Genomic DNA, 24,289 nt, shown 5'->3' with positions numbered 1-24,289 from the left:
CCATGTTCCACACCGTTCTGATTGCCAATCGCGGCGCCATTGCCTGCCGCATCATCCGCACCCTGAAGCGCATGGGTGTGCGCTCTGTCGCCGTGTACTCCGAGGCCGACCGCGACAGCGCCCATGTGCGCATGGCGGACGCTGCGGTGTGCATCGGCCCGGCGCCTGCCGCGCAAAGCTATTTGCGGGCCGATGCCATTTTGGAGGCTGCGCGACAGACCGGCGCGCAGGCGATCCATCCCGGCTATGGCTTCTTGTCGGAAAACCCGGACTTCGCGGCGTCCTGCGAGGCTGCTGGCATTGCCTTCATTGGGCCGACGCCCGCGCAGATGCGCGCCTTCGGCCTGAAGCACACCGCACGCGAACTGGCGCAGCAAAACGCCGTGCCCTTGTTGCCCGGAACGGGGCTGCTGTTGGACGCGGGCCACGCGCTGGCTGAAGCCCGGCGCATCGGCTTTCCTGTGATGCTCAAGAGCACGGCGGGCGGCGGCGGCATCGGCATGCAACTCATCTGGAGCGAAGACCAGTTGGACGCGGCCTACGCCCGGGTGGACCGACTGGCGCGAGCCAACTTCAAGGAAGCTGGCATCTATCTTGAGAAGTATGTGCAGGCGGCGCGCCATATCGAGGTGCAGGTGTTCGGCGATGGAGCGGGCGGCGTGGTGCATCTGGGCGAGCGTGACTGCTCGGTGCAGCGACGCAACCAAAAGGTCATAGAAGAAACACCGGCGCCCCATTTGGCCGATGCCGTGCGCACTGCACTGTGCGACACCGCTGTGCGCCTAGCCCAAGGTGTGCAGTACCGCAATGCGGGTACGGTGGAGTTCGTGCTCGACGCGGAATCCGGCGCGTTCTACTTTCTTGAGGTCAACACCCGGCTGCAGGTCGAGCATGGGGTCAGCGAAGAAGTCAGCGGTGTCGATCTGGTGGAGTGGATGGTGCGGCTGGCCGCGGGCGAGGCGCCCAGCGCGGGCTATGTGCACCAGCCGCACGGCCACAGCATGCAGGTGCGGGTGTATGCCGAAGATCCGGCCAAGAACTTCCAGCCAGCCACGGGGCTGTTGACCGAGGTGCGCTTTCCCGCCGATATGCGGGTGGAAACCTGGGTGGAGACGGGGGCGGAAGTCAGCGCGTTTTACGACCCGATGCTGGCTAAGCTCATCGTGCACGGCAGTGACCGCGCGGATGCGCTCAAGCGCCTGCAGACCGCCCTGGCCGACACGCGGCTTTATGGCTTCGAGACCAATCTTGGCTATCTGCGGCAGATCGTGGCTGACCCCACATTTGCACAGGGCAGACAGACCACGCGCTATCTGGAAGGCCTGCCTGCACAGGCGCGCACGCTGGACGTGCTGGAACCTGGCGTGCAGACCAGCCTGCAGGACTGGCCAGGTCGGCTGGGCTACTGGAACGTCGGCGTGCCGCCCTCCGGCCCCATGGACGCGCTGGCGCATCGCGCCGCCAACCGCCTGCTCGACAATCCGACGGACGCCGTCACCCTGGAGATCCTCCTTGCCGGGCCCACGCTGCGCTTCAACACTGACACCGTGATCGCACTGGCTGGAGCCGACATGGCGGCAACGCTTGACGGTGCGCCTCTGCCCAACTGGCGCAGCCATGCGGTGCGGGCTGGGCAGGTGCTCCAGTTCGGCAATGCAGCGTCTGGCACCGGGGGCGCGCGCGCCTATCTCGCGGTGGCTGGTGGTTTCGACGCTCCGCTGTACCTCGGCAGCCGTGCCACGTTCACCCTCGGCCAGTTTGGCGGCCATGCCGGACGCACGCTGCGCACGGGGGATGTATTGCATCTGGGGAGCAACGCGCGGTCGCAGCCAGGGCATGAAGTTGCAGGCGAGATGCTGCCGATGTACGCGGCGCATTGGGACATCGCCGTGCGCTACGGCCCGCATGGCGCGCCGGACTTTTTCACCAATGATGACGTGGACATGCTGTTCGCCACGGCCTGGGAGGTGCATTACAACTCCAACCGCACGGGCGTGCGCCTCATTGGCCCCAAGCCGCGCTGGGCGCGCAGCGACGGTGGCGAGGCGGGCCTGCACCCTTCCAACATCCACGACAACGCCTACGCCGTAGGCAGCATCGACTTCACCGGCGACATGCCCATCCTGCTCGGTCCTGATGGCCCGAGCCTCGGCGGCTTTGTCTGCCCCGGCGTGGTCGTGGCGGCAGACTTGTGGAAGCTCGGCCAACTGCGTCCGGGCAATACCGTGCGCTTTGTGCCGGTGAGCCTGGATGAGGCGGCCAGACTCGAAGCCTTGCAGGACGCAGCGCTTCAAAGCTTAGGTGCGCCCGATACTGCGTTGCATGTCCATCCCCTTGACCCACCGCTCGCCGCCGCGCCCGTGCTGGAGTCGCCAATCGTTGGGCAGCGGGTTGTGCCCGATCATCCGGTTGGCGTGATCTACCGCGTAGCCGGTGACAAAAACCTGTTGGTGGAATACGGCCCGCTGGTGCTCGACCTGGAACTGCGCCTGCGGGTGCATGCGCTGATGCAGTGGATCGAAGAGCGCCAATTACCTGGTGTTATCGACCTCACCCCCGGCATCCGCTCGCTGCAGATTCACTACGACAACCGCGTGCTGCCCTTGCCCACACTGTTGTTGGCGCTACAAGAAGCCGAGGCGGCGCTGCCACCGGCTGAAGACATGGAAGTGCCCTCGCGCACCGTCCATCTACCCCTGAGCTGGGACGATCCCGCCACCCGGTTGGCTATCGAGAAATATATGGCCGGGGTTCGCAAGGATGCGCCCTGGTGCCCGTCGAACATCGAGTTCATCCGCCGCATCAACGGGCTGGAATCCGTGGATGATGTGTTGCGCACGGTGTTCGAGGCCAGCTATCTGGTGCTGGGCTTGGGCGATGTGTATCTGGGCGCACCGGTGGCCACGCCGCTCGACCCGCGCCACCGCCTGGTCACCACCAAATACAACCCGGCGCGCACCTGGACGCCGGAAAACGCCGTGGGCATTGGCGGCGCCTATATGTGCGTCTACGGCATGGAAGGGCCGGGCGGCTATCAGTTCGTTGGCCGCACCCTGCAGATGTGGAACCGCTGGCGGCAGACGCCCGTATTTAAGGACGACAAGCCCTGGCTGCTGCGCTTTTTCGACCAGGTGCGTTTTTTCCCCGTCAGCACCGAAGAGTTGCAGTCCATCCGGGCCGATTTTTTGCATGGTCGCTATCCACTCGACATTCGTGAAGATCGCTTCCGCCTGGCCGACTACCGCCGTTTTCTGGCAGCGCAGGCGCAGAGCATCGCCGCCTTCCGCGCCACACAGCAGCAGGCTTTTGCCGCCGAGCGCCAGCGCTGGGAGCAGACGGGGCAGGTCGACTGGAGCAGTGATGCCGACATCGCCAGCGCCGGCAGCGACAGCGAACTCGACCTGCCCGCAGGCGCTCGCCCGGTCGCCAGCCCGGTGGCGGGCAGTGTGTGGAAGGTTCTGGTGCAGCCCGGCCAGACCGTCGAGGCGGGGGAGGCGCTGTGCATCCTGGAGTCGATGAAGATGGAAATCAACGTGGCTGCTCCCTCACGCAGCATTGTGGAGCGTCTGCTGTGCCGCGAGGGCGGCACGGTGAGTGCCGGACAAAACCTCATCATCCTGACGGAGACCTGAATGATCATCAGCCTGACCATCCCCGCTCTGCATGCCGCGTATCGCGACGGCAGTCTGACCCCCACGGCACTGATCGAAGAATTGCTGGCGCGCAGCGCACGCTATCCCGATCACGCCATCTGGATCACGCCGCCGGAGCGTGCGCGTCTCCTGGACCGCGCTCGTGAGCTGGAGGCGCATGGCATGGACGACCTGCCCTTGTACGGTGTGCCTTTCGCCATCAAGGACAACATCGACCTCGCTGGAGTGCCCACCACCTGCGCCTGCCCGGACTACGCCTACACGCCACAGCAGTCGGCCACCGTGGTGCAGAAGTTGCTGGACGCTGGGGCCATCGCCATGGGCAAGACCAACCTCGACCAGTTCGCCACCGGGCTCAACGGCACGCGCTCACCCTATGGCGCGTGCCGCAATGCGTTCAACCCCGACTACATCTCCGGCGGCTCCAGTTCCGGTTCGGCTGTGGCCGTGGCGCTGGGGCTGGCAAGCTTTTCACTGGGCACAGACACAGCCGGCTCGGGCCGCGTGCCCGCGGCGTTCAACAACCTCGTCGGACTCAAGGCCACATGCGGACTAATTTCCACCCACGGCGTGGTGCCCGCCTGCCGCTCGCTCGACGTGGTGTCCATCTTCTCCCTCTCTGCGCCCGATGCACAGCAGGTCTTTGCCGTGGCCCTGGGCGAAGACGCCGCTGACGCATACTCTCGCGCGGCGCTGCCGCATGGCTTTGACTTTGGTCGCGCGGCGCAGTTTCGCTTCGGCGTGCCTGCGCGCAAAGACCTGCAGTTCTTTGGCGACGCCGAATCCGAGCGCTTGTTCGACGCTGCGGTGGAGCGGTTGAAGCGTCTCGGCGGCGAGGCCGTGGAGATCGACTTCGCTCCCTTCATGGACACCGCACGCCTGCTTTACGGCGGCCCCTGGGTCGCGGAGCGCTACCAGGCGATCCGCGCCTTTGTCGACGCCAAGCCCGAGGCGCTGTTCCCCGTCACCCGTGAGATCACCCTGGGTGGCGCCAAGCCCCTGGCGGCCGATGCCTTCGCCGCGCAATATCGCCTGCGCGATTTGCAGCGTCAGTGCGCACCGGTGTGGGACGTGGTGGATTGCATCGTCACGCCCACGGCAGGCACCATCTATACCCGCGCCGAGATGCTGGCCGAGCCGCTTGCCCGCAACACCGATCTTGGCCTGTACACCAACTTCATGAACCTGCTGGACTACGCCGCCATCGCCGTGCCGGCAGGGTTCCGGGCTGACGGCTTGCCGCTGGGCATCACCCTGTTCGCCCCGGCGCATCAGGACGTGCCGCTGCTGCATCTGGCCGATCTTTGGCAGGACGACCGCGCGCTGCCCTGCGGCGCAGTGGAAACCGAACCGCCCGTAAAACCCGTTTCACCTGTAGTTGCTATCCCCAGTGGTCAGGTGCGCGTGGCCGTGGTCGGCGCGCATCTCAGTGGTTTGCCGCTGAATGGCCAGCTCACTTCGCGCGGCGCACGTTTGCTGCGTGCAACTCGCACCGCGCCACACTACAAGTTCTACGCCCTGCCCGACGGCAAGCGCCCCGGGCTGATTCGCGTTGTTAGCGGTGGCGCCTCCATCGCCTGCGAAGTGTGGGAGCTTCCCGCCACGGCTTTCGGTTCCTTCGTTGCAGGCATTCCAGCGCCGCTGGGCATCGGTAGCGTGCAGCTTGAAGATGGCAGCAGCGTTGCCGGGTTCATCTGCGAAGGCATCGGCATCGAAGGGGCGAAGGACATTACTGCATTGGCTGGCTGGAAAGCCTATTTGCAGACCTGAGCGCTCTTCCATCTACGACCAAGTAACAAGGAGCTTCCATGAATCGCAACGACGTGACCGAGGCCATCATCACTGCCAAGATTGCCAAAGGCCTGAACTGGTCGGACGTGGCCAAGGCCGTGGGCCAGAGCAAGGAGTGGGTGACCGCCGGATGCCTGGGCCAAATGACCTTCAGTGCCGAACAGGCCGCTGTGATTGGCGCGCTGTTCGACCTCGACGCCGCGGCCGTGAAGCTGCTGCAGGTGGTGCCGTACAAAGGCGCATTGCCCACCGCCGTGCCGACCGATCCGCTGATCTACCGCTTCTACGAGCTCATCAACGTTTACGGCACGACCTTCAAGGAGCTGATCCACGAGGAGTTCGGCGACGGCATCATGAGCGCCATCGACTTCAAGATGGACCTCACCCGCGAGCCCGACCCCAAGGGCGACCGCGTGCACATCACGATGAGCGGCAAGTTTCTGCCCTACAAGATGTATTGATTGGTGGCTTCAGCCGAGGCACGCACCGGAGGCTAGATCCCCCACTGCGCAGTCGATCGACCAGTTCTTAGGCAGAACAACGCTTTGCAACTCGCGCCAGGGGAGGGTGCTGTGCAGGATGCAACCATCGTCTCCGGTGATCACTCCATAGGAGATTTCGAAGTCAGCCAGTCGCCTGAGTTCCTCGATGCTGGCCCGGTTGGCAGACGCACGCGACCAGATCGCCAGGGTTTCCGTGGCGTCCATTGCACGCGGTCGAGCCAACATGAAACGCTTGCCTGAGCGCAGCCAGAGAACCGGACCTGCCGCGCTGCTGCTGCGGGCGACCCAGCCGGACTGATCACTGGCCGGATCGCGTTCCCAGCGTTCGGCATAGTCCGCCTCGATGCCATATTCATCCAGCGCTCTGGCGCATGTCGAAAAGGCCATCTCTCCTCTGTCGCGCCATCCCTTGGGGTGGTAGTCCATCTGGCGGCGCCACTCGCAGCTTGTTCCGTTGACAGTCGTGATGCCAGCAAACCCTTCTTGCTTCAATAGACACAGCAACTGCGCACGGCTGCACTCTGCGAGCGAGGTGCAGCCGGAGCAATCCGGCCGATCCGCCGGAATGCGCAGATCGGCATGCCACCGAGCAGTCTGCATCCACAGCACCAGGGTTCTGTCGTCATAAACCTCAGGAGCGGTCAGCAGCGTTCGGCGCCAAACGCCCTGGTAGCGCTGAGGAACGATGTGCTCGATCAATCGTGGAACTCCGGGAACTGGCACAAGCTCTTCCAGAACGCGAGGTCGTGATTGGGCCAGAGCTGGGCCTTTTCATTTGCTGCGAGGTTTTTGAGTTTGCGAATGCTCTGCACGGCTTGATCGTCCCGCTCCTGCCAGCAGATGCCAGGGGCGATTTCATCACGGAGGTTCTCTTCCAGATCGGCTGCATCGCCACACAAAATGACAGGCGCACCCCGCGGGAGTTCGACCCAGAGAGACATATGACCAGCTGTGTGGCCCGGGCTGGAAATCGCCCGTACACCGGGCACCAAGTCATACTCTCCTTGCATGATTTTCCAGCGATGATTTCCAGCAAAGTCATCAGGGAAATACGCTGGGTCCAGGCCGCTGCGCGCGGCCTCCATCTCGTCATGCTGCACATGCACCTCGGCGCCGCAGATTTCGCACAATCCTCCGGCGTGGTCGAAATGCAAATGACCGAGAAAGACAAGGTCGATGTCAGCCATGGTCAAGCCGAGCCGTTGCAGGTGATGTGGCAGGCGCTGCTCCTCCTGCATGTCGGGTGCGCCGAAGGCGAAGGTCTGCGGGTCGTAATACCGCTCGCGCAGAGACTTGCTCTCAATCTTGCGATAGTCACAGCCCACGTCGTACAGGATGCGTCCCTGCGTGGTCTCGATCAAATACGCAAGGATGGGCGCTTCGATGATCTGCCCATTTCCCCGATTGCGCGTGGAGAGGGACTTGTCATAGCGATGGGTGGCGGTAAGAAGCGGCCACATTCTGAGGACCTGGGTCATATCTTTGCCTTTCCGGAGATGCCAAACTCAGCGCGAATGGCCGCAACAAAGCGCTCAGTCAATTCCTGCGACATTGCCGCACCTTTGGCCGCATCGGCGCCGCGAGCGGATGACAGCACGCCAGACGGTGGCACCCATTCGGGACGTAGAGGGTAGATGTCGTAGGGCGGGAACTGTGCGGGGCCATCATCCGGCAGCAGGTCCATGCGCACCAGTTCAGGATGGTGATGCAGCATCAGCGAAGTCTCGATGACCGCGGCATGTTCCAGAGCGAAGCCAGGAAAGCCCTCTGGGAAGACCCGCGCAAGGGTTTGTTCCGTGAGGAAGTCCCAGTATTCGAGCCGCATCACTCGCAGGGCGCAAGCCGGGCCGAGTTCGCGCAAGGCAAGGTCGATGCCTTCGGTGACGAACCATTGGTTTTCATAATGGCCGACGACGACGACCAGTCGTTTGATACCGTGCCGGGCGAGTTCGCGGATGACATCGCGCGTCATCTGAATCAGGCTGGTGGCATCCAGGCTGGTCGTGCCGGGAAAGTGCTGACCGCCGCCACATTTGGGCTGCGATTTGTAGCCATAGCTCAGTGCTGGGGCGACAAGGCCTTCAAGCCGGGCTGCAGCGCCTGCTGCCACGGCGGTGGCGAGCAGTGCATCGGTGCCCAGGGGAAGATGCGGGCCATGTTGTTCGAGTGCACCGCAGGGCAGGAACATCACCGGGTCGTCCTCGGCGATCCGGTCGCGATACGCCATCCAGCTCATCCGTTCCATCATCACAGGGTTCATTCCAAATCCTTTCAGCGTGCAGGCAAAAGTTGTGGGGTGCGGGCTTCCAACAGCGCAGCGCAGGCGATCAGCGCTCCGCCGATCCATTCCTGCGGTCTGAGCGTTTCACCGCCGATCAGCATGGCGGATATGACCGCAGCAACAAGTTCGAGAATCAATAGCACGGAAGCACGCCCAGCCTGCATGTGCGTGACGCCGTATTGCGTGGCCAGGGTTGCCAGCGCCAGCCAAGTGAGCGAGAACAGTCCAATCAGTCCCCAGACGCTCGCTGGCAACGCGGGCAGAGTCTGGCCGATGGTCAACGCCGCCGTCGTGGCCGTGACCGTGCAACCCAGGAAAATGACCAAGGTCTTGCTGGCCAGCGGTATGGCATGGGCTGCACGCGTCGTGACGTTGGTCAGGGCAAACGCCAGTCCGGCGGAAAGCGCCATCATGTCGATCGGGGACAACGGCGTTATAAAGGCCGCCTGTCCACCCAACAGCACAAACGCCCCGACGAGTGCCAATGCCAAAGCGGCGCCGCGATGCAGCGATATGTGCTCGCCGAGAAAAAGCCGGCCTGCGAGCACGCCCCAGACAGGGGCCATGTAAAACAGCAGCATGACGCGCACCACATTGCCGCTCATCAGCGCATTGACCAGCGAGGTGTTTGCCCATCCCCCCAGAACAGCGATCAGCAGGAACAGGCCGGCCTGCCTCTGCCATTGCCGCCGCTGCCTCCACAACACAGGCAAGCCCAGTATGGCGACGAGGCCATAGCTGACGCTGACCATCAGATTGCCGCTGATTCCCGCACTTCCAAAATACTTCAGTGGCCACCATGCCAGCCCCCAAAGCAGGGCGCCGGTGAGCAGGGCCAGCACGGGTGCAGCGGCAGACGGAGTGTGTTGTGTCGTCATGCCCGGTCACGCCATCAGCGCCCCTCCGTTAGGGCTCAAGGTCTGACCGCAGTAAAAGCTCGCTTGCTCGGACGCGAGAAAGACGGCGGTCCCGCCGATTTCCTCTGGTCGACCGACACGGCCCATGGGGATGGCGCTCTCCTTGGCCACCCATTCCGGGCTCATCTGATGCAGCGACAGCATGGCCGTGTCCACCGGTCCGGGGGCGATGGCGTTGATGCGCACTGTGGGGGCGAACTCGCGCGCGAGTGAGCGAGTCAGGGTAATGACGCCGGCTTTCGCCGTGGTGTACGCGGTAAACCCAGCGCGCCCAAGATAACCAAGCTCTGAAGCGATATTGATGATGCAGCCGCTTCCATGGCTCAGCATGGACGGCAGGACCGCCCGGCAGCACAGGAAGACCGACTTGAGATCCGTATTGATCACCTGATCCCACTCCGCCTCGCTCGTGTCGAGAAAGGGCGTTTCCAGCAGGATGCCCGCGTTGTTGACCAGAATGTCGAGCGCATCATGACGTTGCAGCACGGCCTCCACCATTTGGGTTACGGAAGCGGCATCCGCCACGTTGGCCTCGATCGCCCAGGCCTTCGCACCCGTGGCAGCGATGAGCGCGACGGTCTGCTGTGCCTGCTCCAGCCGGCCGAGGTGGTTGACGATGACCGTGGCTCCGGCCTGCCCCAAGGCGATGCCGATGGCGCGACCGATCCCCGTCGCTGCACCGGTGACCAGCGCGGTTTTTCCTGCGAGTGAAAATGTCATGGGCTTGTGGCTCAGTTCATGAATTCGCCGTTGTCCACGACGATGCTCTGGCCGGTGATGCCCTTGGCCAGGGACGATGCGAGAAACAGGAAAGTGCCTGCGATGTCCTCCGGCTCCAGCAAGGTGGCAATGGCCTGGCCGTTGAGGATTTCAGCCTGCAGCGCGGAGGCCTCCATGCCTCTGCGCGCAGCCATCGCGTGGAGCGAGCGCATGGCTGCCGCAGTCCGCACCCAGCCCGGACAGACCGTGTTCACCCGGATGCCGCGAGGTGCGAGTTCGGCGGCGAAGGCGCGCGTCAAGCCGATGACCGCGTGTTTGCTGGCGACATAAGCTGAAAAGTGCGCCACGCCTGTCTTGCCCCAGATGGAGGATTGATTGATGACCGCTGTGTCCTGCACCATCAAGGGCAGCACAGCGCGGGTGAGCAGATACATGCTGGTGACGTTGTTGTGTAGCAGGGCAGACCAGCGGCTGGCAGCCAGCGGATCCTCGTCATCGAGAGGGGTTGGGTATTCCGCTCCGGCGTTGTTGACCAGCACATCGACGGAAACGCCGCGCTGCTGCAGGGCCTGCGCCAGCGCTTCTACGGCCGAGGCGTCGCCGAGGTCTGCCGCATGCCAGGTCACCGCACTTGCAGCAGTGAGACGACGGGTCTCGGAACTCTGCATGGGCAAGACGCGATCAACCAGTTCAAGCGTCGCGCCATGCGCGCCGAAGGCTTGGGCGATGGCGAGTCCGATGCCGCCCGACGCTCCTGTCACCAGAACCGTCTTACCAGAAAAATCGAGCGCGGCCACAGGTTTCAGACTGCGGTCAGAAAAGACACGCCAACCGCCCCATAGAAACGCTCGGCCTTGTCGGGGCCAGTGGTCACAACACCATAGTCATCGCTCAGCACCCGCCGGACGCGATCACGATGGAAACCACGTAGCAGTGACGCCATCGGGATCACCTGAGAGTGCTCATCAGCATAGAGCTGGCGATGCAATGCGGGAAGCTGATGCCATGGCGCAGTGGGCTTCTCGTGATGCGCGTTGTGATAACTGAAATTCAGCAGCAACAGATTCATCCACGGAAATCGCACAGAGACCAGGTTTGAATAGGTGTTGTGCTGTTCGTAATCGTGGTCGCGCAGCTTCTCGTCCGGAATGCCCCCCGTCGACAAGATGGCGAAGGCGTCATAGGTATGTTGATACGCATCCGCAAAGCGCAAAGCGGTGATGAACAGCACATAGGCCAGGAAGTACAGCAGGAGGGCTTTGAGTGAAAACCAGGCGAGCAAGGCGAAGAACAGGACGCGCACAGTGAAAACGCCCAGGATGCGCTTGCGAGCGGCGGCGCGTTCCGGTTCGATGAACGGCAGCAACATCACATAAGCCCGCATCAGAAACTCCACAGCCGGGAGATACGCCCACTCCAGCGCCACGACGGTTCCGCGCAGCCAACGTGGCGACGCGAGCAGGAACTGCCTGTAGTCAAATGTGATCACGTCTGCACGGTCGATGTGATGACGCATGTGCTTGCGGCGCAGATCCGTGAACGGCGCATAGCAACTGCCATTGATCCAGCTCATTGCGATGCCGCCACGCTGGTTGGCGGCATTGGTCTTGAAAACCGTGCCATGGGCGAATTCATGCAGGAAATAGGCGGAATAGATCAGCGCATGCGCCAACAGCAATACGCCGAGCGCGTTTATCCACCAAGAGCTGCTTGTGATCAGGGCCAGCCCGCCTGCGTAGCCCAGCACCGTGTAGGTCAAGGCGACGACGTTGGGTAGTGCGCCGCCCTTGTAGCGAAAGATGGAAGAAGCCATGGGAGCCCCCAGAGTGTTGAATCTGGCGCCGCTCTGCTTTTGCATTCCAAAGCAACACAGGGCGACACCAATTGAATTACTTTTTGCTGAGTGCCATCACGAAGGACGCATCGAACGTGTTTTCAATCGGAGGCACTGCGGTGATCTGCTTTTTGCCCATGAGCACCTTGCCGATGACGGGGCCGCTGCCGTAGAACGATGTCGTCGAAGTGGACTTGGTGAACGACTTCACCATGCCGTCCAATGGAATGTTGAACACGCCGGACATCTGATCCTTCACGTCTTTTGCGGAAATGCCCATGGCTTTGCCGATGAGCGCGTCTGTTTCCTCCGGATGGCTCTTCATGTAGGCCAGCCCCTCCAGATAGGCCTCAATGGTTGCTTTCACTTCAGCGGGATGCTTCTGGATGTAGGACTTGTTGTAGACCAGCACATCCGTGATCAGACCCGGCGCATCCTTTGAAGAGAACACCACATGGAATTTTTTGCCGTCATCCATGGCCACAATCTGCGACAGACTCGGTTCGTAGGTGACCCCGATCGGAATTCCACCCGATGCCATGGCGGCGGGCACAGACTCGGGCGTCATGCTGACGGACTGCACATCCTTTTCTCCCATGCCGTTTTTCATCAAGGCATAAGTGAGCAGGAAATCGGAGGGTGACAGCGGGTTGTAGCCAATCTTCTGGCCCTTGAACTGACTCACCGTCGTGATGTCACGCTTAGCCACAATGGCATCGGCGCCATTGGAATAGTCGATGGGCATAACTACCTGCAGGCCCAAGCCCTTAGCGTCGGTGCCAATCACCTGGTCGTAGGTCAACATGCCACCATCAACTGCACCGCTGGCGATGGCCGAGGGAATCACCGCAGGATCATTGAAATTCTGCAGCTTCGCATCGAGACCGTATTTTTTGAAAAAACCCTTGGCATCAGCAACATAGAACGGACCGTAGCCAATCCAGACCACAGTACCAATGACCATCTTGGGGGCCGCTTGGGCCACCTGACTGCTGGCGACTGCAATGGAAGCAAATACGGCAAGGCTTGCAAAAGTGCGGATGACAGCTTTGCGTGTAGACATCATGATGCGGGCTCCGAGGGTGAGGGAAAAATGGCAAAGCACGGAAGTAAGCGGTGTCGCTTATCTCCCGGGCTTTTATCCCTCCGTGGAGCCTCTTTGAGAGGCCGGGCAGCTCTTGGACCAGACGCTTCGTGCAGAAGCCGGAACCCTAGCTACCCTGTCAAACGCAAATCAACAATTGGCGTGCCACCACCAATTCCGTGCAGGGGGTTATATGCAAAGTTCATGCCATCTTCAGCACGCTTTGCTCCCCAGAAAAACCGCCAGGAAAGCGGCATGTTGCGTCGCCCTGTGATGCCGATGTAGTGCAGGGCGCCCACAGTTGGGGCAATCAACGCACAGCCGTGAGGCGCGCTGCGGCAAGCGCAAGCGCGCCGGTCGGCGAGGCTAATTCTTCGAGGATGGAGAAATGGTGATGGCCGTCAAGGCGCTCCAATGCGTGCAAGTTCGTGCGCTGTATTTGAAGAGTCTGAAAGTAGGAGACAGACTGACGCTGCAACTCGGCCAACTCGCTTCCGCCGTAGGCGATCACCAGGGGTTTGCTGGGTGCAGGAAGCGCAATCGGGCTGTTGCGCACGACCTCGTCTTCGTCCAGCCCCAGCTTGTCATTCACATAGCACAGGCGCATGGGCTCAAGGTCGTAAATCCCGCTCATGGCCAGCCCACTCTTCACTGCCGGGTGGCCCATGCTCATGGCTACGAGGTGAGCGCCTGCCGACCAGCCAGAAAGATGGATGGCACCGACCCGTTGCGTCAATATATCCAGCGCTGCGGAGATTTCCGCAACGATGCCGTCCAGCCTCTTTTCTGGCGCCAGCGTGTAGCCGATGAATGCCACGCTGATCCCAAGGGCAAGAGGGCCCGCAGCGACGAAGTGGAAGGTTTCCTTGGCGCGCATCTGCCAATAGCCGCCATGAATGAATGCGAGCCAAGGCGTGCCAGGGCCAGCATCAAAGCAATCGATGCGGTTGCGTTCACCCGTGGCGTAGTGCAAGACGAGGAGAGAGGCCCGGGAGGATCGGAGCTGCATGCTGCGGTCCTCCCAACGCATGAGAATTTGTGCGCTGTCGGTGACCGCGGCGCTGTTGTTGTAGGCGGCATCAAGAGTTGCCTTGTCCATCCCACGATAGAGATGCATGGGGCGCTTTTGGGTGATCTTCGCGCTCATGAAGAGGCTAGCTCACGGCGAAAAATTTCCAGGGCGTTGGATTTCACCTCAATGAACCGGGCGTCCGCGATTGACTCTGGGCCGCGCGGTCGTGCAAGTTCGAAATTCAGTGCGGCTGCAACACGTGTTGGCCGGCGCGTGAGCAGCAGGATGCGATCGGCGAGAAACACGGCATCCTCCAGATCGTGCGAGACAATCAGCGTCGTGGTGCGGTCCTGCAGTTGCACCTCCTGCAGCTTGTCGCGGATGAACAGCGTCATTTCATAGTCGAGCGCGGAGAAGGGTTCGTCCAGAAACAGCACTTCGGGGCGCGGCGCCAGGGCGCGCATGATGGACACGAGTTGTTGTTGTCCCCCGGAAAACTCATAGGGGTGTCGTTCCAGGTCGAATCGGATGTCGAAAGCGGCCACCAGTTCGTCCACGCGCGCCTTCACCTGCACGGGCTTCATCCCGCTGCGGATCAGCGGATATTCAATGTTGCGCCGCGCGGACAGCCAGGGCAGCAGCGCCTCGCGATAGTTCTGGAACACATAGCCGATGACCGTTTCTCGCAGGCTCTTTCCGTCGAACAAAATCTCGCCGCCATCCACGGGCAGCAGTCCTGCAATCATATTGATGAGCGTGGATTTTCCGCAGCCGTTCGGGCCGAAGATGGAGACAATCTTTCCGCGTGGAATATCCAGGTCAAACCCCTGATAGAGGGGCACGCCGCCGAACTGCTTGTTAAGTCCGCGGATCGTCACATGCGTCTCTGGCGCCGCTGGGAGCCGCGTCAGTTCGGGGAGGCCGTCCGGCGTTCCCGTCTTCTTGGGTCCGCCCTGGAATAGCTTTGCAAGTGCGTTCATTTTCCACCCCAGTGAACAAAGCGTATTTCCACCAACGAGAACAGCAGATTCAGGGCATATCCCAGGATGCCGGTGAGCAGGATGGCCGCATACATGCCCTTGATGTTGAGCACTTGTTGCGCGTTGATGATGCGCTGTCCCAGACCGGTATCCGAGCCGATGAACATCTCCGCAACGATGACGATGACCAGCGCCATGCTCACGCCTGTTCGTAGACCGACAAAGGTCTGCGGTAGGCTCTCCAGTAGCAGCACATCCTTGAACACATGCCAGCGCGAGACGCCCATGACCTTGACGGCAAGCACGCGGGTCTTGCGCGCATTCATCACGCCATAGGCGCTGTTGAACAAGATGAGCAGCACGGCGGCGAACGCCGCGATCGCGATCTTGTTCAGATCGGACAGGCCGAACAGCAGCATGAACAAGGGAATCAGTGCAGAAGATGGCGTGGAGCGGAAAAAATCGACCAAGAATTCGACGCTGCGATAAATGGCAGGCGAACTGCCCAGCGCAACGCCCAGTGGCACGCCAATCACTGCTGCAATGGCAAAGGCGTAGAAGGTGCGCAACACAGTGGCCTGAAAATCCGGCCACATGCTGCCATCAATCAGGCTGGTCCAGAGCGTCGCCAGCGTGTCTTCGGGCGAGGGGAGCAGCACCGGGTTGACCCAGTGCGCGGACACTGCCATTTGCCACAGCAGCAGGAGCAGAAATGGTCCCGTGAGAGGAAGCAGACGTTGCATAGTGATGACGCTCAGGCCCGGTACAACATGGAGGCGACATCAACCTTGCGTGTGAAAATTTTGCGCTCGGTGAATACGTCGAAAAATTTCTGGAAATAACCAATATCGGAAGGTGTGAACTGGCTGTAGGTCGTGAAGCCCGGCAAGGGAACGGCTTCAGCCAGCTTGGCGTCGATGGCGGTGTAGCCCACCAGGTCGGGGCGGACTTTGGCCGGTTCCTTGAGCACGAGGTCAATTGCGCTGAGATAGGCGGTGATGTAGCGTTTGGCCAGCTCTGGCTGTGCCTTGAGAAAGGCGGCGGTCAATGAGGCCGAGCCGCCGTACCACGGGGCCATCGGATTGCCCAGAACGTACTTTGAGATCACGCCGGTTTCGAGGATTTTGGTCAAGCCTTTCAGCCGACCCACAGTGCCCGTGGGCTCGAGCGTATAGACGGCGTCGACTTGCCCCGCCGCAAGCGCGGCGACATGTTGGCCGACAGGCATTTCAATTGGCTTGACCTCTGGATAGCCATTCTTTTCAAAAATGATCTTCGCCAGGGTCACGTTTTGAATGCCAGGGCCGCAGCCAATGCGCTTTCCCTTGAGAGACGCGATGGTTTTGTAATCGCTCTTCTCCGCCACCAGTACTTCGTCGAGCACCAGTTTGGCGTTTGATGGATTGGCTGCGATGATTTTGCACAGGCCGGGTTCAGCAATGTCACCGAGACCGAGCGCGGCAGATGCAGTGCCGTTGGCCGATCCGTGAATGCGCCCAGCAATCATGGCCTCGACGACCTGCTGGGCGCTCGCAAACTTCACGGCCTCGACTTGCAGTCCTGCTTGTTTGAAGACGTCATGATTGACGCCCGCATACAGCGGAATCCCCGCGGCGATGGGCCAGTAGCCAATCCGGATAGTGTTGTCCTGCGCACGCGCCAGCGCTGGGAACCCACTGACAAGCCCTGCGGCGAGCCCAGCTTTCAGTGCGGTGCGGCGTGACGCGTCAGCCAAGCTGGAAACCCGAGAAATTTTTTCGTTCATAGCAGCCCCTTGAGATTCGATGCAGATAGGTCGGAAGCATCTTGTGTGCAAGAAAAAATGCAAGATGCATGCCTGCTTCAAGCGCTGCAAAATAAGGCCGTTAGCTCCCTCATCTTTCACGGTGTGGGGCATGAAAAACAGAATCGTCTTTCGCCCTAAGCAAAGACGGCGCTCAACGTGCCTGCCGACCATGCGAAGAGAAATAACAAGGTGGACGCACTACAGCGCAGCGTCGTGTTGTGTTTCGGTGCGTATGTTTTGCAAGCGGTGCAAGGTGATCTTGCGTGTTTCGATCTGGCTGCGATCAATGTGGGCTCGAATCAGCAGTTCGGCCTGGTCGGGCTTGTGGCGCTGGATGGCACGCAGGATGGCGGCATGCTCGTCGTAGGTGGTGCTGACGCGATGGGTATAGGTGAAGTCGAGGCGGCGGATGATGCGGATGCGATCGGTGATTTCCGCATGCACGCGCAGAATCTCTGGGTTGCCCGCGGCAGCCACCAGATTGGTATGGAAGGCCTCATCCAGCAATGAGATCTTTCGGGCATCACTCAGACGCGCCGATTTGTCCACGATCCAGGATGCTGCCAGCGCATCCAGCATGGTTTGCGTTTCAGTGGCCAGTTCACGCATGGAAAGCTTGCGAACGGCGTGCACTTCAACGAGCTTGCGCAATTCGTACAGATGGTCGAAACGAGCGAAGTCGATCGGCACGACTTCCCAGCCGCTGCGGAAATAGCCGCGTACCAACCCTTCAGCCTGCAAGCGCAGCAGTGCTTCGCGCACCGGGGTGCGGGATACGACATAGTGCTCGGCCAACTCCGTTTCCGTGAAGCGCTGGCCGGGTAACAGGTGAAACTCAAACACTTCTTCGCGCAAGCGGGCGTAGATTTCCTCTGCGCGCGACGCCGCCTTGGGCGCGGGCTTGGCCTTGATTGCAACGTGGCTCGTGCGTGCTGCGGCAGTTGTCATAATGTGTCCATCCAGCTCACATGCGCGGCAACCACGCGCCACCCTTGCTCAAAGCGCACCCAGGTCTGGCTTTGGCGTCCGACGCGCGGGCTGTTGCTGCGTTCGAATTCAACGTTCGCCACGGCAAAATCACGGCCGAAGGTGGTAATGGAGCGGTGGCGAATGCGTCGCGCCAGTCCTTGGCCCGGACGTTGGGCCCGAAACGCCGCGATGGCGTCGAATCCATAGAGGTTCTCGGTTGCACCATAGCGCAGGGTATGCGGCGAATTCCAGAACAGGGCGTCAAGGCTGGCGACGTCGTTGCTCACCAGCGCCTGTTCGTAGCGAGCGAACATGTCCTCGACTTCGGCCAGGACGTCGGGGAGGTTGATCGCGGATGGGGTCATGTCGAGATTGGCGGTTGGTGTGCTGTCAGATTGGAACGGGGGTGGCGAAGGCCACGCCTGCAGATTCAAGTATTTTCGCTGCACGCAGGGCGATGTCCTCGCGCCAGGGCGGGGCGATGAGTTGCACGCCGATAGGCATGGCTCCCGGGGCATGCCGGATCGGAGCGGCGACCACGGGCAGGCCAATGCAGGAAATGGGCTGGGTGAGCAGACCCATATTGGCGCGGGTGGGCAGCATGCGGCCGTCGAGTTCGAAGCCCTCGCTGTCCAGGGGCTGTGCCGAGACCGGCGTCGCCGCAGCGATGAGCAGGTCGTAACGACTGAAAAGTTCCAGAGCGCGGGCATGAAAGCGAGCACGTACGCGCTGGGCCTGTGCATACCAGGCGGCGGGGAGCATGGACCCGGCCGCGAGGCGGTCGCGTGAAAGGGGCTCCATCAGGTCGTACTGGGTGCGCAGATGGTCCAGGTGCAGTTGCCCGCCTTCGGCTGCTGTGATGAGGAAGGCTGCGGAACGGGCGGCTTCCACGCCAACCCAGTTCACTGGGTCGCGTGCGCCGAGGGCCTCGGCGGCCATGCCTACGGCCTCACGCGCTTGGGGTCCGGCGTGATCGTCGAAATAGCCGCCGAGCTGACCGACGCGCAAAGGGGTGTCGCTCTGCCGCAGCAAGGCTTCAGATCGAGGCGGTTCGCCCGCGCAAAGCGCTTCGTAGCACAGGGCAAGGTCGTCCACGCTGCGCGCGAAAGCGCCGAGGTGGTCGAGGTTGTAGACGAAGGGGTAGCTGCCACTGCGTGACAGCCTGCCAAACGTGGGCTTGATGCCGAAGATGCCGCATAGCGAGGACGGTACGCGGATCGAACCGTTGGTGTCTGAACCCAGTGCGAGAGGCACCATGCCCGCAGCAATCGCTGCGGCGCTTCCACCCGAGGATCCACCGGCGCTGCGTGTTGGGTCATGCGGGTTACGCGTCGGTCCGTAGTGGCTGTTTTCGGTGGTGAAGCCATAGGCGAATTCATCCATATTCAACGCGCCTACGAGGACGGCGCCTGCGGCCTGCATGCGCTGCACCAGCACAGCGTCGTTTGTGGCGGGTGACTGCGTCGCCAGTAGTTTCGAGCCGGCGAGCGTGGTTAGCCCGAAGATGTCGAACAGGTTCTTTACCGCATAGGGCACGCCGGCCAGTGGCGGCAACGGGGCGCCTTGCGCACGCAGGGCGTCGATTCTGCGCGCTTCGTCGCGTGCGCGCTGCGCCGTGATGGCGGTGAAGGCGTTGATGGCGCCATCAACTGCGGCGATACGCGCCAAGGCCTGTTCGGTTACTTCCAAGGCGGAGATCTCACCGGAGGCAATGGCCTGAGCCAGGGGGCCGGCGACTTGCAGCGCAAGGGATGAATTGGAGGTCGTCATGGAAGGTCTTCTCGGCGGAAGGACAGTTGGGTCGGGCTATGTGACAGGGTTCAGGGCGTAAAGACCGGCGCGGGCTCATCTGCAATGCCCAAAGGCTCTTGCGTCAGCGCGGAGGCCATGGTCTGCAGGCGAGCCCATTGGTCGGCGACGCGCTGCAGGGCATCGTCCGTGAGCACGAGGTCGAGTTGTGTCGCGGCGCATCGAACCGTGTCGATGTGGGACGGTGCGTCGGCGGAGGGTGTCGGTGTGTGTTGCATGGTTTGCCTCAATGTTGACTGGATTGATCTGGCGGGTTTGGTGCAACTTGCACCAGTGCGGTGCCCGTTGCGCACTGCTGCCGTGTGGCGCCAATTGCCACGGAATGCATTCCAACTTGTGTTTGGGTTCGGGTGGGTGCTGGACAGACGGAGCATGACAGCGAGCCCCAGACTTGTATGCATCATGATATGCAATGGATGTGCCAATCAGGCCGAAGCGGGTTGGGAAAATTACTCAGTCAACTGGGAAGCAGCAGTGTGCTGTTTGCTTCACGCACCGCGCAGTTGCTACTGGGCAATGGCACACATCTTGCATGGCATCTTGTGCACAAGATAGTTGCGGTTGACTTGTCAGGGTGGGTTGAGTTCGAGGCTGGAGGCAAGGCTATTTGCACCCGGTCTGGCGCTCAAGGATGGTGAATCCAGACCTGCCAGACAAAGCCCAGCGCAATCGCCGACGCAGGTCGGCGATCCTGCAAAGAGCTGCTTGCGTATTTCCAAGGAATGACGAATATGTCCGAAAGCATCGCATCCACAGCATCAATAGACGACACGGCGCGCTGGGCGGGCCGCAACCGTGATAAAGACGCCTTGCGTGACGAGATCTGGTTCGCGCTTGAGCGTATGGAGGTTGGCGTGGGGCCGGTGCGTAGCCGCATTCCGAATTTCGTCGGCGCAGACAGAGCCGCTTGGCGCCTAGCCGCCACCCCTATGTGGCGCGACGCAGGGGTGGTCAAGTGCAACCCGGACCCGCCACAGATTCCTCTGCGCCTGCGTGCGCTTTACGCCGGCAAGCAACTCTATATGCCGGTTCCTGAGTTGGAGCGTCCCTATCCCTTTGTACTGCTCGACCCGGTGCAGCTTGCCGCGCGCCAGGTCTCATTCGAGCTTGCCGCAACCTCCCAGGGAGGCGTGGCTCATGGCGTGCCGGTGCAGTTCGAGGAACTGCCGACTCTCGATCTGGTGGTGGTGGGCTGCGTGGCGGTAACCCGTCTCGGTGGGCGCACCGGCAAGGGCGGCGGTTTCGCTGACCTTGAACTTGGCATCTTCCGAGAACTTGGCAAGCTGTCTGCAGGCACCCCAATCGTCACGACGGTGCATTCCTGCCAAGTCGTGGCAGCGCAGCGTCTGGTGATGCTCGGCCACGATTCGGCGCTGGACTGGGTCTTCACCGAGGAAGAAAGCATTCGGACCGACACACCCTATCCACAGCCCCATGGGGTGGCCTGGGATCAGGTTGAACCCGATCAATATCGTGACATTCCGTTCCTCGCCGAACTACGCGGGCGGATCGAGCAGGGTGGGGCGCCGAAGGGCTCAGTGGGGCTCAGTGACCGTGACATTTGAGGCATGAGGTTCGCAGGAAAAGATCATGTGCATAACTATTCAAGTCAATGTGAGCGGGCTGGGTCACTTTCAGCCTAAGCCGTTGAGTCGGACGTCCGGATGGGGGAGTGTGCCTAGTTGGACGTGCCGGCCAGTTGAGTTCGGGCGCGTGCAATGAAAGTCGAGCTCATCGACATCAGCAAGCGCTTTGGCCCGGTGCAGGCCAATGATGCCGTGTCGCTTGAGATTGGCGAAGGTGAAGTGCTGGCGCTGCTCGGCGAGAACGGCGCGGGCAAGAGCACACTGATGAAGGTGCTTTATGGCTACTACCGCGCTGACAGCGGGCAGGTGCTGCTGGGCGGACGAGAGGTGGACATTGCTTCACCACGCGACGCCATGGCCCTGGGCATCGGCATGGTGTTCCAGCAGTTCAGCGTCATTCCCGCGCTTACGGTACTGGATAACCTGCTGCTGGCCTATCCCGATGCACCGTTGTGGCATGGCCGCGGCAATACCGCCAAGGTCTTGCGACTGCTGGCCGAGTTTGCTCCGGGGGTGGCGCCGCAGCGATTGGTTTCGGAGTTGTCGGTGGGGCAGAGGCAGCAGGTGGAACTGGTCAAGGTGCTCAATCTTGACGCCCGTCTGATCATCCTCGACGAACCCACATCGGTCCTGGCCCCTGAAGAGGTGCAGCGTCTGCACGCTGTGGTGCGCAAGCTGGCCGATACCGGGCGCAGCGTGGTGTTCATCACCCACAAATTGGAGGACGTGCGCGCCTGTGCGCATCGTGTGGCGGTCATGCGCGCGGGCAAACTGGTGGCGCAGGCCGATGCGCGCGGTATGGACGCCGCCAAACTGGTGACGCTGATGGTGGGTGATGCCAGCTTGAAGCCGGTGGCGCAGACCGCGCCGCCAGCCAGTGCGGTGGCGCGCATCAGCCTGCGCAACTTGCGCTGCAGCACGGAATCGTTGTCGCTGGAGGGCATTGACCTCGACATCGCCCCGGGCGAAGTGCTGGGGGTTGCCGGGGTGTCGGGCAATGGGCAGGATCTGTTGGCAGACGCAGCCACCGGCATGGTGAACTTGCAAGAGGGCGACGTGCTGCTCGACGGCGAAGTGCTTCACAGCCGCGACACTCGCCAGCCGCACGATGCGCGCCAGGGCTATATCCCGGAATATCCGCTGAAAAACGCCGTGGCAGCAGAGATGCGCAACAGCCTGAATCTCGCGCTGCGTGGCCTGCTGCGCTTGCCGCTGTTTCCGCGCTGGGCCAAGCTGGATGCACGCGCTGATGCGCTGATGGAGCGCTATGACGTGCGCCCACGCCAGAGCGGCCTGGCGTCGGGTCGCCTGTCGGGCGGCAATCTGCAGAAGCTGGTGATCGCACGCGAGTTGTCGGAGCCGCGCCAGTTCATCGTCGCGTGCTATCCCACCATGGGGTTGGACCTGCATGCGACGCAGGCGGTGTATGACGAGCTGTTCCGACAAGCTGCTGCTGGCGCCGCGATCCTGTGGATATCCGAAGACCTGGATGACCTGCTGCGCTATGCCCACCGAATTGCTGTGCTGTATCACGGGCGCATTGCCGGGGTGCTGACCGCGGGGGAGGCCGACCGCGTGCGCCTTGGCCATTTGATGACGCATGGGGAGGCTGCATGAAATCGTTTCTGGCACTGCCGTGGGTCGATCGGGCGTTTGTGCCGGTGGCTGGAACACTCGTGTTTCTGTTGCTGGCGGCGGTGTTCTTCCAGCTCAACGGCTATGCGCCGTTGCAGATTTTCAGTCAGATGGTGCAGGGCGCGTTCGGCAATGCCTTCTCCACCAACACCACGCTGAGCAAGACCATCCCCATTCTGTTTTGCGCCATGGCCACGGCCTTGCCCGCGCGCATGGGCCTGGTGTCCGTGGGGGCCGAAGGGCAGTTGTATTTCGGCGCGCTCACCGGCACCGCGGTAGTGCTGGCCATAACGGCTGCACCCTTCTGGGAACTGTTTCCCGCAGCACTGCTGCTGGCGCTGCTGGGCGGCGCCCTTTGGGGCGCCATTCCCGGCGTGCTGCGTGCGGCGCTGGGCGTGAACGAAACCATCGTCACCATCCTGATGAACTACATCGCCATCAAGATTGTGGAATACGCGGTGTATGGGCCGTGGAAAGATGCGGCCAATCTCGGCTGGCCGGCCACCATCGCCTTTCCTGACGCTGCCAAGTTTCCGTCCTTGCATCTCGGCGCCCTGTCCAGTAACTGGGCGCTGGTGCTGGCTGTGCTGCTCGCCATCGTGCTGCATGTGCTGGTGGAAAAGAGCCGCTGGGGCACGGGCTTGTCGCTGCTTCGAAGCAACCCGCGCGTGGCGCGCATGGCCGGGCTCTCCTACACCCGCCATGCGATTGCCGTCATGGCGCTGGCGGGCAGTCTTGCCGGCCTTGCGGGCTGGGTGCAGGCGGCCAATGTGCAGACTCACCTGCAGCCCGACATCTCGTCTGGCTACGGCTATATCGGCTTTCTGGTCGCCTGGCTGGCGGGGCAAAACTTTCTGCGCATCATTCCGTTGGCGTTGATCATGGGCGGGTTGCTGTCCTCGGGCGATGCCTTGCAGCTTTTCGCCCAACTGCCGTTTTCCAACACCTTGGTGATGCAGGCGTTGCTGTTCATCAGCGTGCTCGGCGTGGGGGCCTGGCGCGCCAAACACAGGAGCGTCGCATGAACATTGCCGCCTGGTTTGGGCTCTTGTCCATCGCTTTGCTCATGGCCACGCCGGTGTTGCTGGCGATGCTGGGCGAAATGCTGACGCAGCGCACCGGTATCGTCAACCTAGGCGTCGAGGGACAGATGCTGGTGGGTGCCGCCGCAGGCTTTGCAGTCACCTACGCCAGTGGCAGCCCCTGGTTGGGGATGCTGGTGGGGGCGCTGGCAGGCATGGCCTTGTCGTCGGTTCACGCGCTGCTTTGCCTTGGATTGGGGGTCAACCAGATAGCAAGCGGGCTGGCCATTTTCTTTCTCGGCAACGGCCTGTCAGCGTTCTACGGCGCACCACTGGTGGGACAGCAGATTTCCGGTTTTCACAGCCTCGCGCACGGCTGGCTGGGGCACTTGCCCATCGTTGGCAGCTTTCTCGGCCAGCTCACGCCCACCGTGTATCTGGCGCTGATTCTGGTGCTGCTCTGCGGCCTGTTTCTCTACCGCACGCAATGGGGCCTGGTGTGGCGCGCCACTGGCGAGTCGGCCGACGCATTGCGTATGTTGGGCAAGAAGCCCGTCGCGCTGCGCATTGCGGGCATTCTTACCGGCGGCTTGTTCACCGGACTCGCGGGAGCGGCGCTGTCGGTGGACTACACCCGCACCTGGGTCGAGCAGATGACGGCGGGTCGCGGCCTCCTAGTGTAGTGTTTGATTCTTGAGTGAACTTAA

Annotated in this window: 23 protein-coding genes and 1 riboswitch; of the genes, 7 read left to right on the top strand and 16 right to left on the bottom strand. The window is 61.9% G+C overall.

Features of this window, described 5'->3' with window-relative positions; genetic code table 11:
* Nucleotides 1-2 precede the first annotated feature (2 nt).
* Genes uca through cynS form a run of 3 tightly spaced genes read left to right on the top strand, consistent with a single transcriptional unit; the run spans nucleotide 3 to nucleotide 5,905 of the window.
* On the top strand, nucleotides 3-3,632 hold the full coding sequence (gene uca / locus BIO17B3_RS08875; RefSeq protein WP_156053776.1) for an urea carboxylase: 3,630 nt from the start codon (nucleotides 3-5) through the stop codon (nucleotides 3,630-3,632).
* Nucleotides 3,633-5,423: an allophanate hydrolase gene (gene atzF / locus BIO17B3_RS08870; RefSeq protein ID WP_013107482.1), complete on the top strand. Its 1,791-nt coding sequence runs from the start codon at nucleotides 3,633-3,635 to the stop codon at nucleotides 5,421-5,423.
* A gap of 38 nt (nucleotides 5,424-5,461) precedes the next feature.
* The gene (gene cynS, locus BIO17B3_RS08865) at nucleotides 5,462-5,905 is read left to right on the top strand and encodes a cyanase (protein ID WP_013107481.1); all 444 of its coding nucleotides are present in this window, start codon (nucleotides 5,462-5,464) and stop codon (nucleotides 5,903-5,905) included.
* Between the two features lie 9 nt (nucleotides 5,906-5,914).
* Here cynS and BIO17B3_RS08860 read toward each other — a convergent pair whose 3' ends face one another.
* The 16 genes from BIO17B3_RS08860 to BIO17B3_RS08785 form a co-directional block, all read right to left on the bottom strand.
* A complete protein-coding gene (locus BIO17B3_RS08860; protein ID WP_156053775.1) occupies nucleotides 5,915-6,646 on the bottom strand; it encodes a hypothetical protein in 732 nt (243 codons plus the stop codon).
* Nucleotides 6,643-7,425: an N-acyl homoserine lactonase family protein gene (locus BIO17B3_RS08855; protein WP_013107479.1), complete on the bottom strand. Its 783-nt coding sequence runs from the start codon at nucleotides 7,423-7,425 to the stop codon at nucleotides 6,643-6,645. The genes BIO17B3_RS08860 and BIO17B3_RS08855 overlap by 4 nt, the downstream gene beginning before the upstream one ends.
* A complete protein-coding gene (locus BIO17B3_RS08850; protein ID WP_156053774.1) occupies nucleotides 7,422-8,207 on the bottom strand; it encodes a creatininase in 786 nt (261 codons plus the stop codon). The genes BIO17B3_RS08855 and BIO17B3_RS08850 overlap by 4 nt, the downstream gene beginning before the upstream one ends.
* A gap of 11 nt (nucleotides 8,208-8,218) precedes the next feature.
* Nucleotides 8,219-9,106: a DMT family transporter gene (locus tag BIO17B3_RS08845; RefSeq protein ID WP_013107475.1), complete on the bottom strand. Its 888-nt coding sequence runs from the start codon at nucleotides 9,104-9,106 to the stop codon at nucleotides 8,219-8,221.
* Nucleotides 9,107-9,112: 6 nt separating this feature from the next.
* A complete protein-coding gene (locus BIO17B3_RS08840; protein ID WP_013107474.1) occupies nucleotides 9,113-9,865 on the bottom strand; it encodes an SDR family NAD(P)-dependent oxidoreductase in 753 nt (250 codons plus the stop codon).
* 11 nt (nucleotides 9,866-9,876) lie between these two features.
* Complete coding sequence (locus tag BIO17B3_RS08835) at nucleotides 9,877-10,662, bottom strand: SDR family NAD(P)-dependent oxidoreductase (RefSeq protein ID WP_013107473.1); 786 nt, start codon at nucleotides 10,660-10,662, stop codon at nucleotides 9,877-9,879.
* A gap of 5 nt (nucleotides 10,663-10,667) precedes the next feature.
* Nucleotides 10,668-11,678, bottom strand: a complete 1,011-nt coding sequence (locus BIO17B3_RS08830; protein ID WP_013107472.1) for a fatty acid desaturase — start codon at nucleotides 11,676-11,678, stop codon at nucleotides 10,668-10,670.
* Between the two features lie 76 nt (nucleotides 11,679-11,754).
* Nucleotides 11,755-12,765 (bottom strand): ABC transporter substrate-binding protein, encoded by a 1,011-nt coding sequence (locus tag BIO17B3_RS08825; RefSeq protein ID WP_013107471.1) that lies wholly within the window; start codon nucleotides 12,763-12,765, stop codon nucleotides 11,755-11,757.
* 59 nt (nucleotides 12,766-12,824) lie between these two features.
* Nucleotides 12,825-12,925: riboswitch (guanidine-I (ykkC/yxkD leader) on the bottom strand.
* Nucleotides 12,926-13,093: 168 nt separating this feature from the next.
* The gene (locus BIO17B3_RS08820) at nucleotides 13,094-13,900 is read right to left on the bottom strand and encodes an alpha/beta hydrolase (RefSeq protein WP_041609381.1); all 807 of its coding nucleotides are present in this window, start codon (nucleotides 13,898-13,900) and stop codon (nucleotides 13,094-13,096) included.
* Between the two features lie 26 nt (nucleotides 13,901-13,926).
* A complete protein-coding gene (locus BIO17B3_RS08815) occupies nucleotides 13,927-14,775 on the bottom strand; it encodes an ABC transporter ATP-binding protein (RefSeq protein WP_013107468.1) in 849 nt (282 codons plus the stop codon).
* On the bottom strand, nucleotides 14,772-15,518 hold the full coding sequence (locus tag BIO17B3_RS08810; protein WP_013107467.1) for an ABC transporter permease: 747 nt from the start codon (nucleotides 15,516-15,518) through the stop codon (nucleotides 14,772-14,774). Before BIO17B3_RS08810 ends, BIO17B3_RS08815 begins: the two co-directional genes overlap by 4 nt.
* 11 nt (nucleotides 15,519-15,529) lie before the next feature.
* Complete coding sequence (locus tag BIO17B3_RS08805; RefSeq protein WP_013107466.1) at nucleotides 15,530-16,540, bottom strand: ABC transporter substrate-binding protein; 1,011 nt, start codon at nucleotides 16,538-16,540, stop codon at nucleotides 15,530-15,532.
* Between the two features lie 219 nt (nucleotides 16,541-16,759).
* The gene (locus BIO17B3_RS08800; RefSeq protein ID WP_013107465.1) at nucleotides 16,760-17,509 is read right to left on the bottom strand and encodes a GntR family transcriptional regulator; all 750 of its coding nucleotides are present in this window, start codon (nucleotides 17,507-17,509) and stop codon (nucleotides 16,760-16,762) included.
* The gene (gene hpxZ / locus BIO17B3_RS08795; protein WP_013107464.1) at nucleotides 17,506-17,895 is read right to left on the bottom strand and encodes an oxalurate catabolism protein HpxZ; all 390 of its coding nucleotides are present in this window, start codon (nucleotides 17,893-17,895) and stop codon (nucleotides 17,506-17,508) included. The genes BIO17B3_RS08800 and hpxZ overlap by 4 nt, the downstream gene beginning before the upstream one ends.
* 25 nt (nucleotides 17,896-17,920) lie before the next feature.
* Nucleotides 17,921-19,300, bottom strand: a complete 1,380-nt coding sequence (locus BIO17B3_RS08790; RefSeq protein WP_013107463.1) for an AtzE family amidohydrolase — start codon at nucleotides 19,298-19,300, stop codon at nucleotides 17,921-17,923.
* 50 nt (nucleotides 19,301-19,350) lie between these two features.
* Nucleotides 19,351-19,557, bottom strand: a complete 207-nt coding sequence (locus BIO17B3_RS08785) for a DUF4089 domain-containing protein (protein ID WP_041609058.1) — start codon at nucleotides 19,555-19,557, stop codon at nucleotides 19,351-19,353.
* 513 nt (nucleotides 19,558-20,070) lie between these two features.
* On the opposite strand from BIO17B3_RS08785, the gene BIO17B3_RS08780 reads away from it, so the two are divergent.
* The 4 genes from BIO17B3_RS08780 (at nucleotide 20,071) to BIO17B3_RS08765 (ending at nucleotide 24,265) form a co-directional block, all read left to right on the top strand.
* Nucleotides 20,071-20,904 carry a 5-formyltetrahydrofolate cyclo-ligase gene (locus BIO17B3_RS08780; protein ID WP_156053773.1) on the top strand — a complete coding sequence of 278 codons (834 nt, stop codon included), beginning with the start codon at nucleotides 20,071-20,073 and terminating at the stop codon, nucleotides 20,902-20,904.
* Nucleotides 20,905-21,057: 153 nt separating this feature from the next.
* The gene (locus BIO17B3_RS08775) at nucleotides 21,058-22,542 is read left to right on the top strand and encodes an ABC transporter ATP-binding protein (protein ID WP_013107460.1); all 1,485 of its coding nucleotides are present in this window, start codon (nucleotides 21,058-21,060) and stop codon (nucleotides 22,540-22,542) included.
* Nucleotides 22,539-23,585: an ABC transporter permease gene (locus BIO17B3_RS08770; protein WP_013107459.1), complete on the top strand. Its 1,047-nt coding sequence runs from the start codon at nucleotides 22,539-22,541 to the stop codon at nucleotides 23,583-23,585. Before BIO17B3_RS08775 ends, BIO17B3_RS08770 begins: the two co-directional genes overlap by 4 nt.
* Entirely contained in the window at nucleotides 23,582-24,265 is a 684-nt protein-coding gene (locus BIO17B3_RS08765; protein WP_156053772.1) for an ABC transporter permease, read from the top strand. Before BIO17B3_RS08770 ends, BIO17B3_RS08765 begins: the two co-directional genes overlap by 4 nt.
* The last annotated feature ends 24 nt before the right edge of the window (nucleotides 24,266-24,289 follow it).

Origin of the sequence: Thiomonas sp. OC7 (assembly GCF_900634595.1) — a bacterium.
Classification (GTDB): Bacteria; Pseudomonadota; Gammaproteobacteria; order Burkholderiales; family Burkholderiaceae_C; genus Thiomonas; species Thiomonas arsenitoxydans.
The sequence above is the reverse complement of the archived record's forward strand: the minus strand, read 5'-3'. Positions and strand labels throughout refer to the sequence as shown.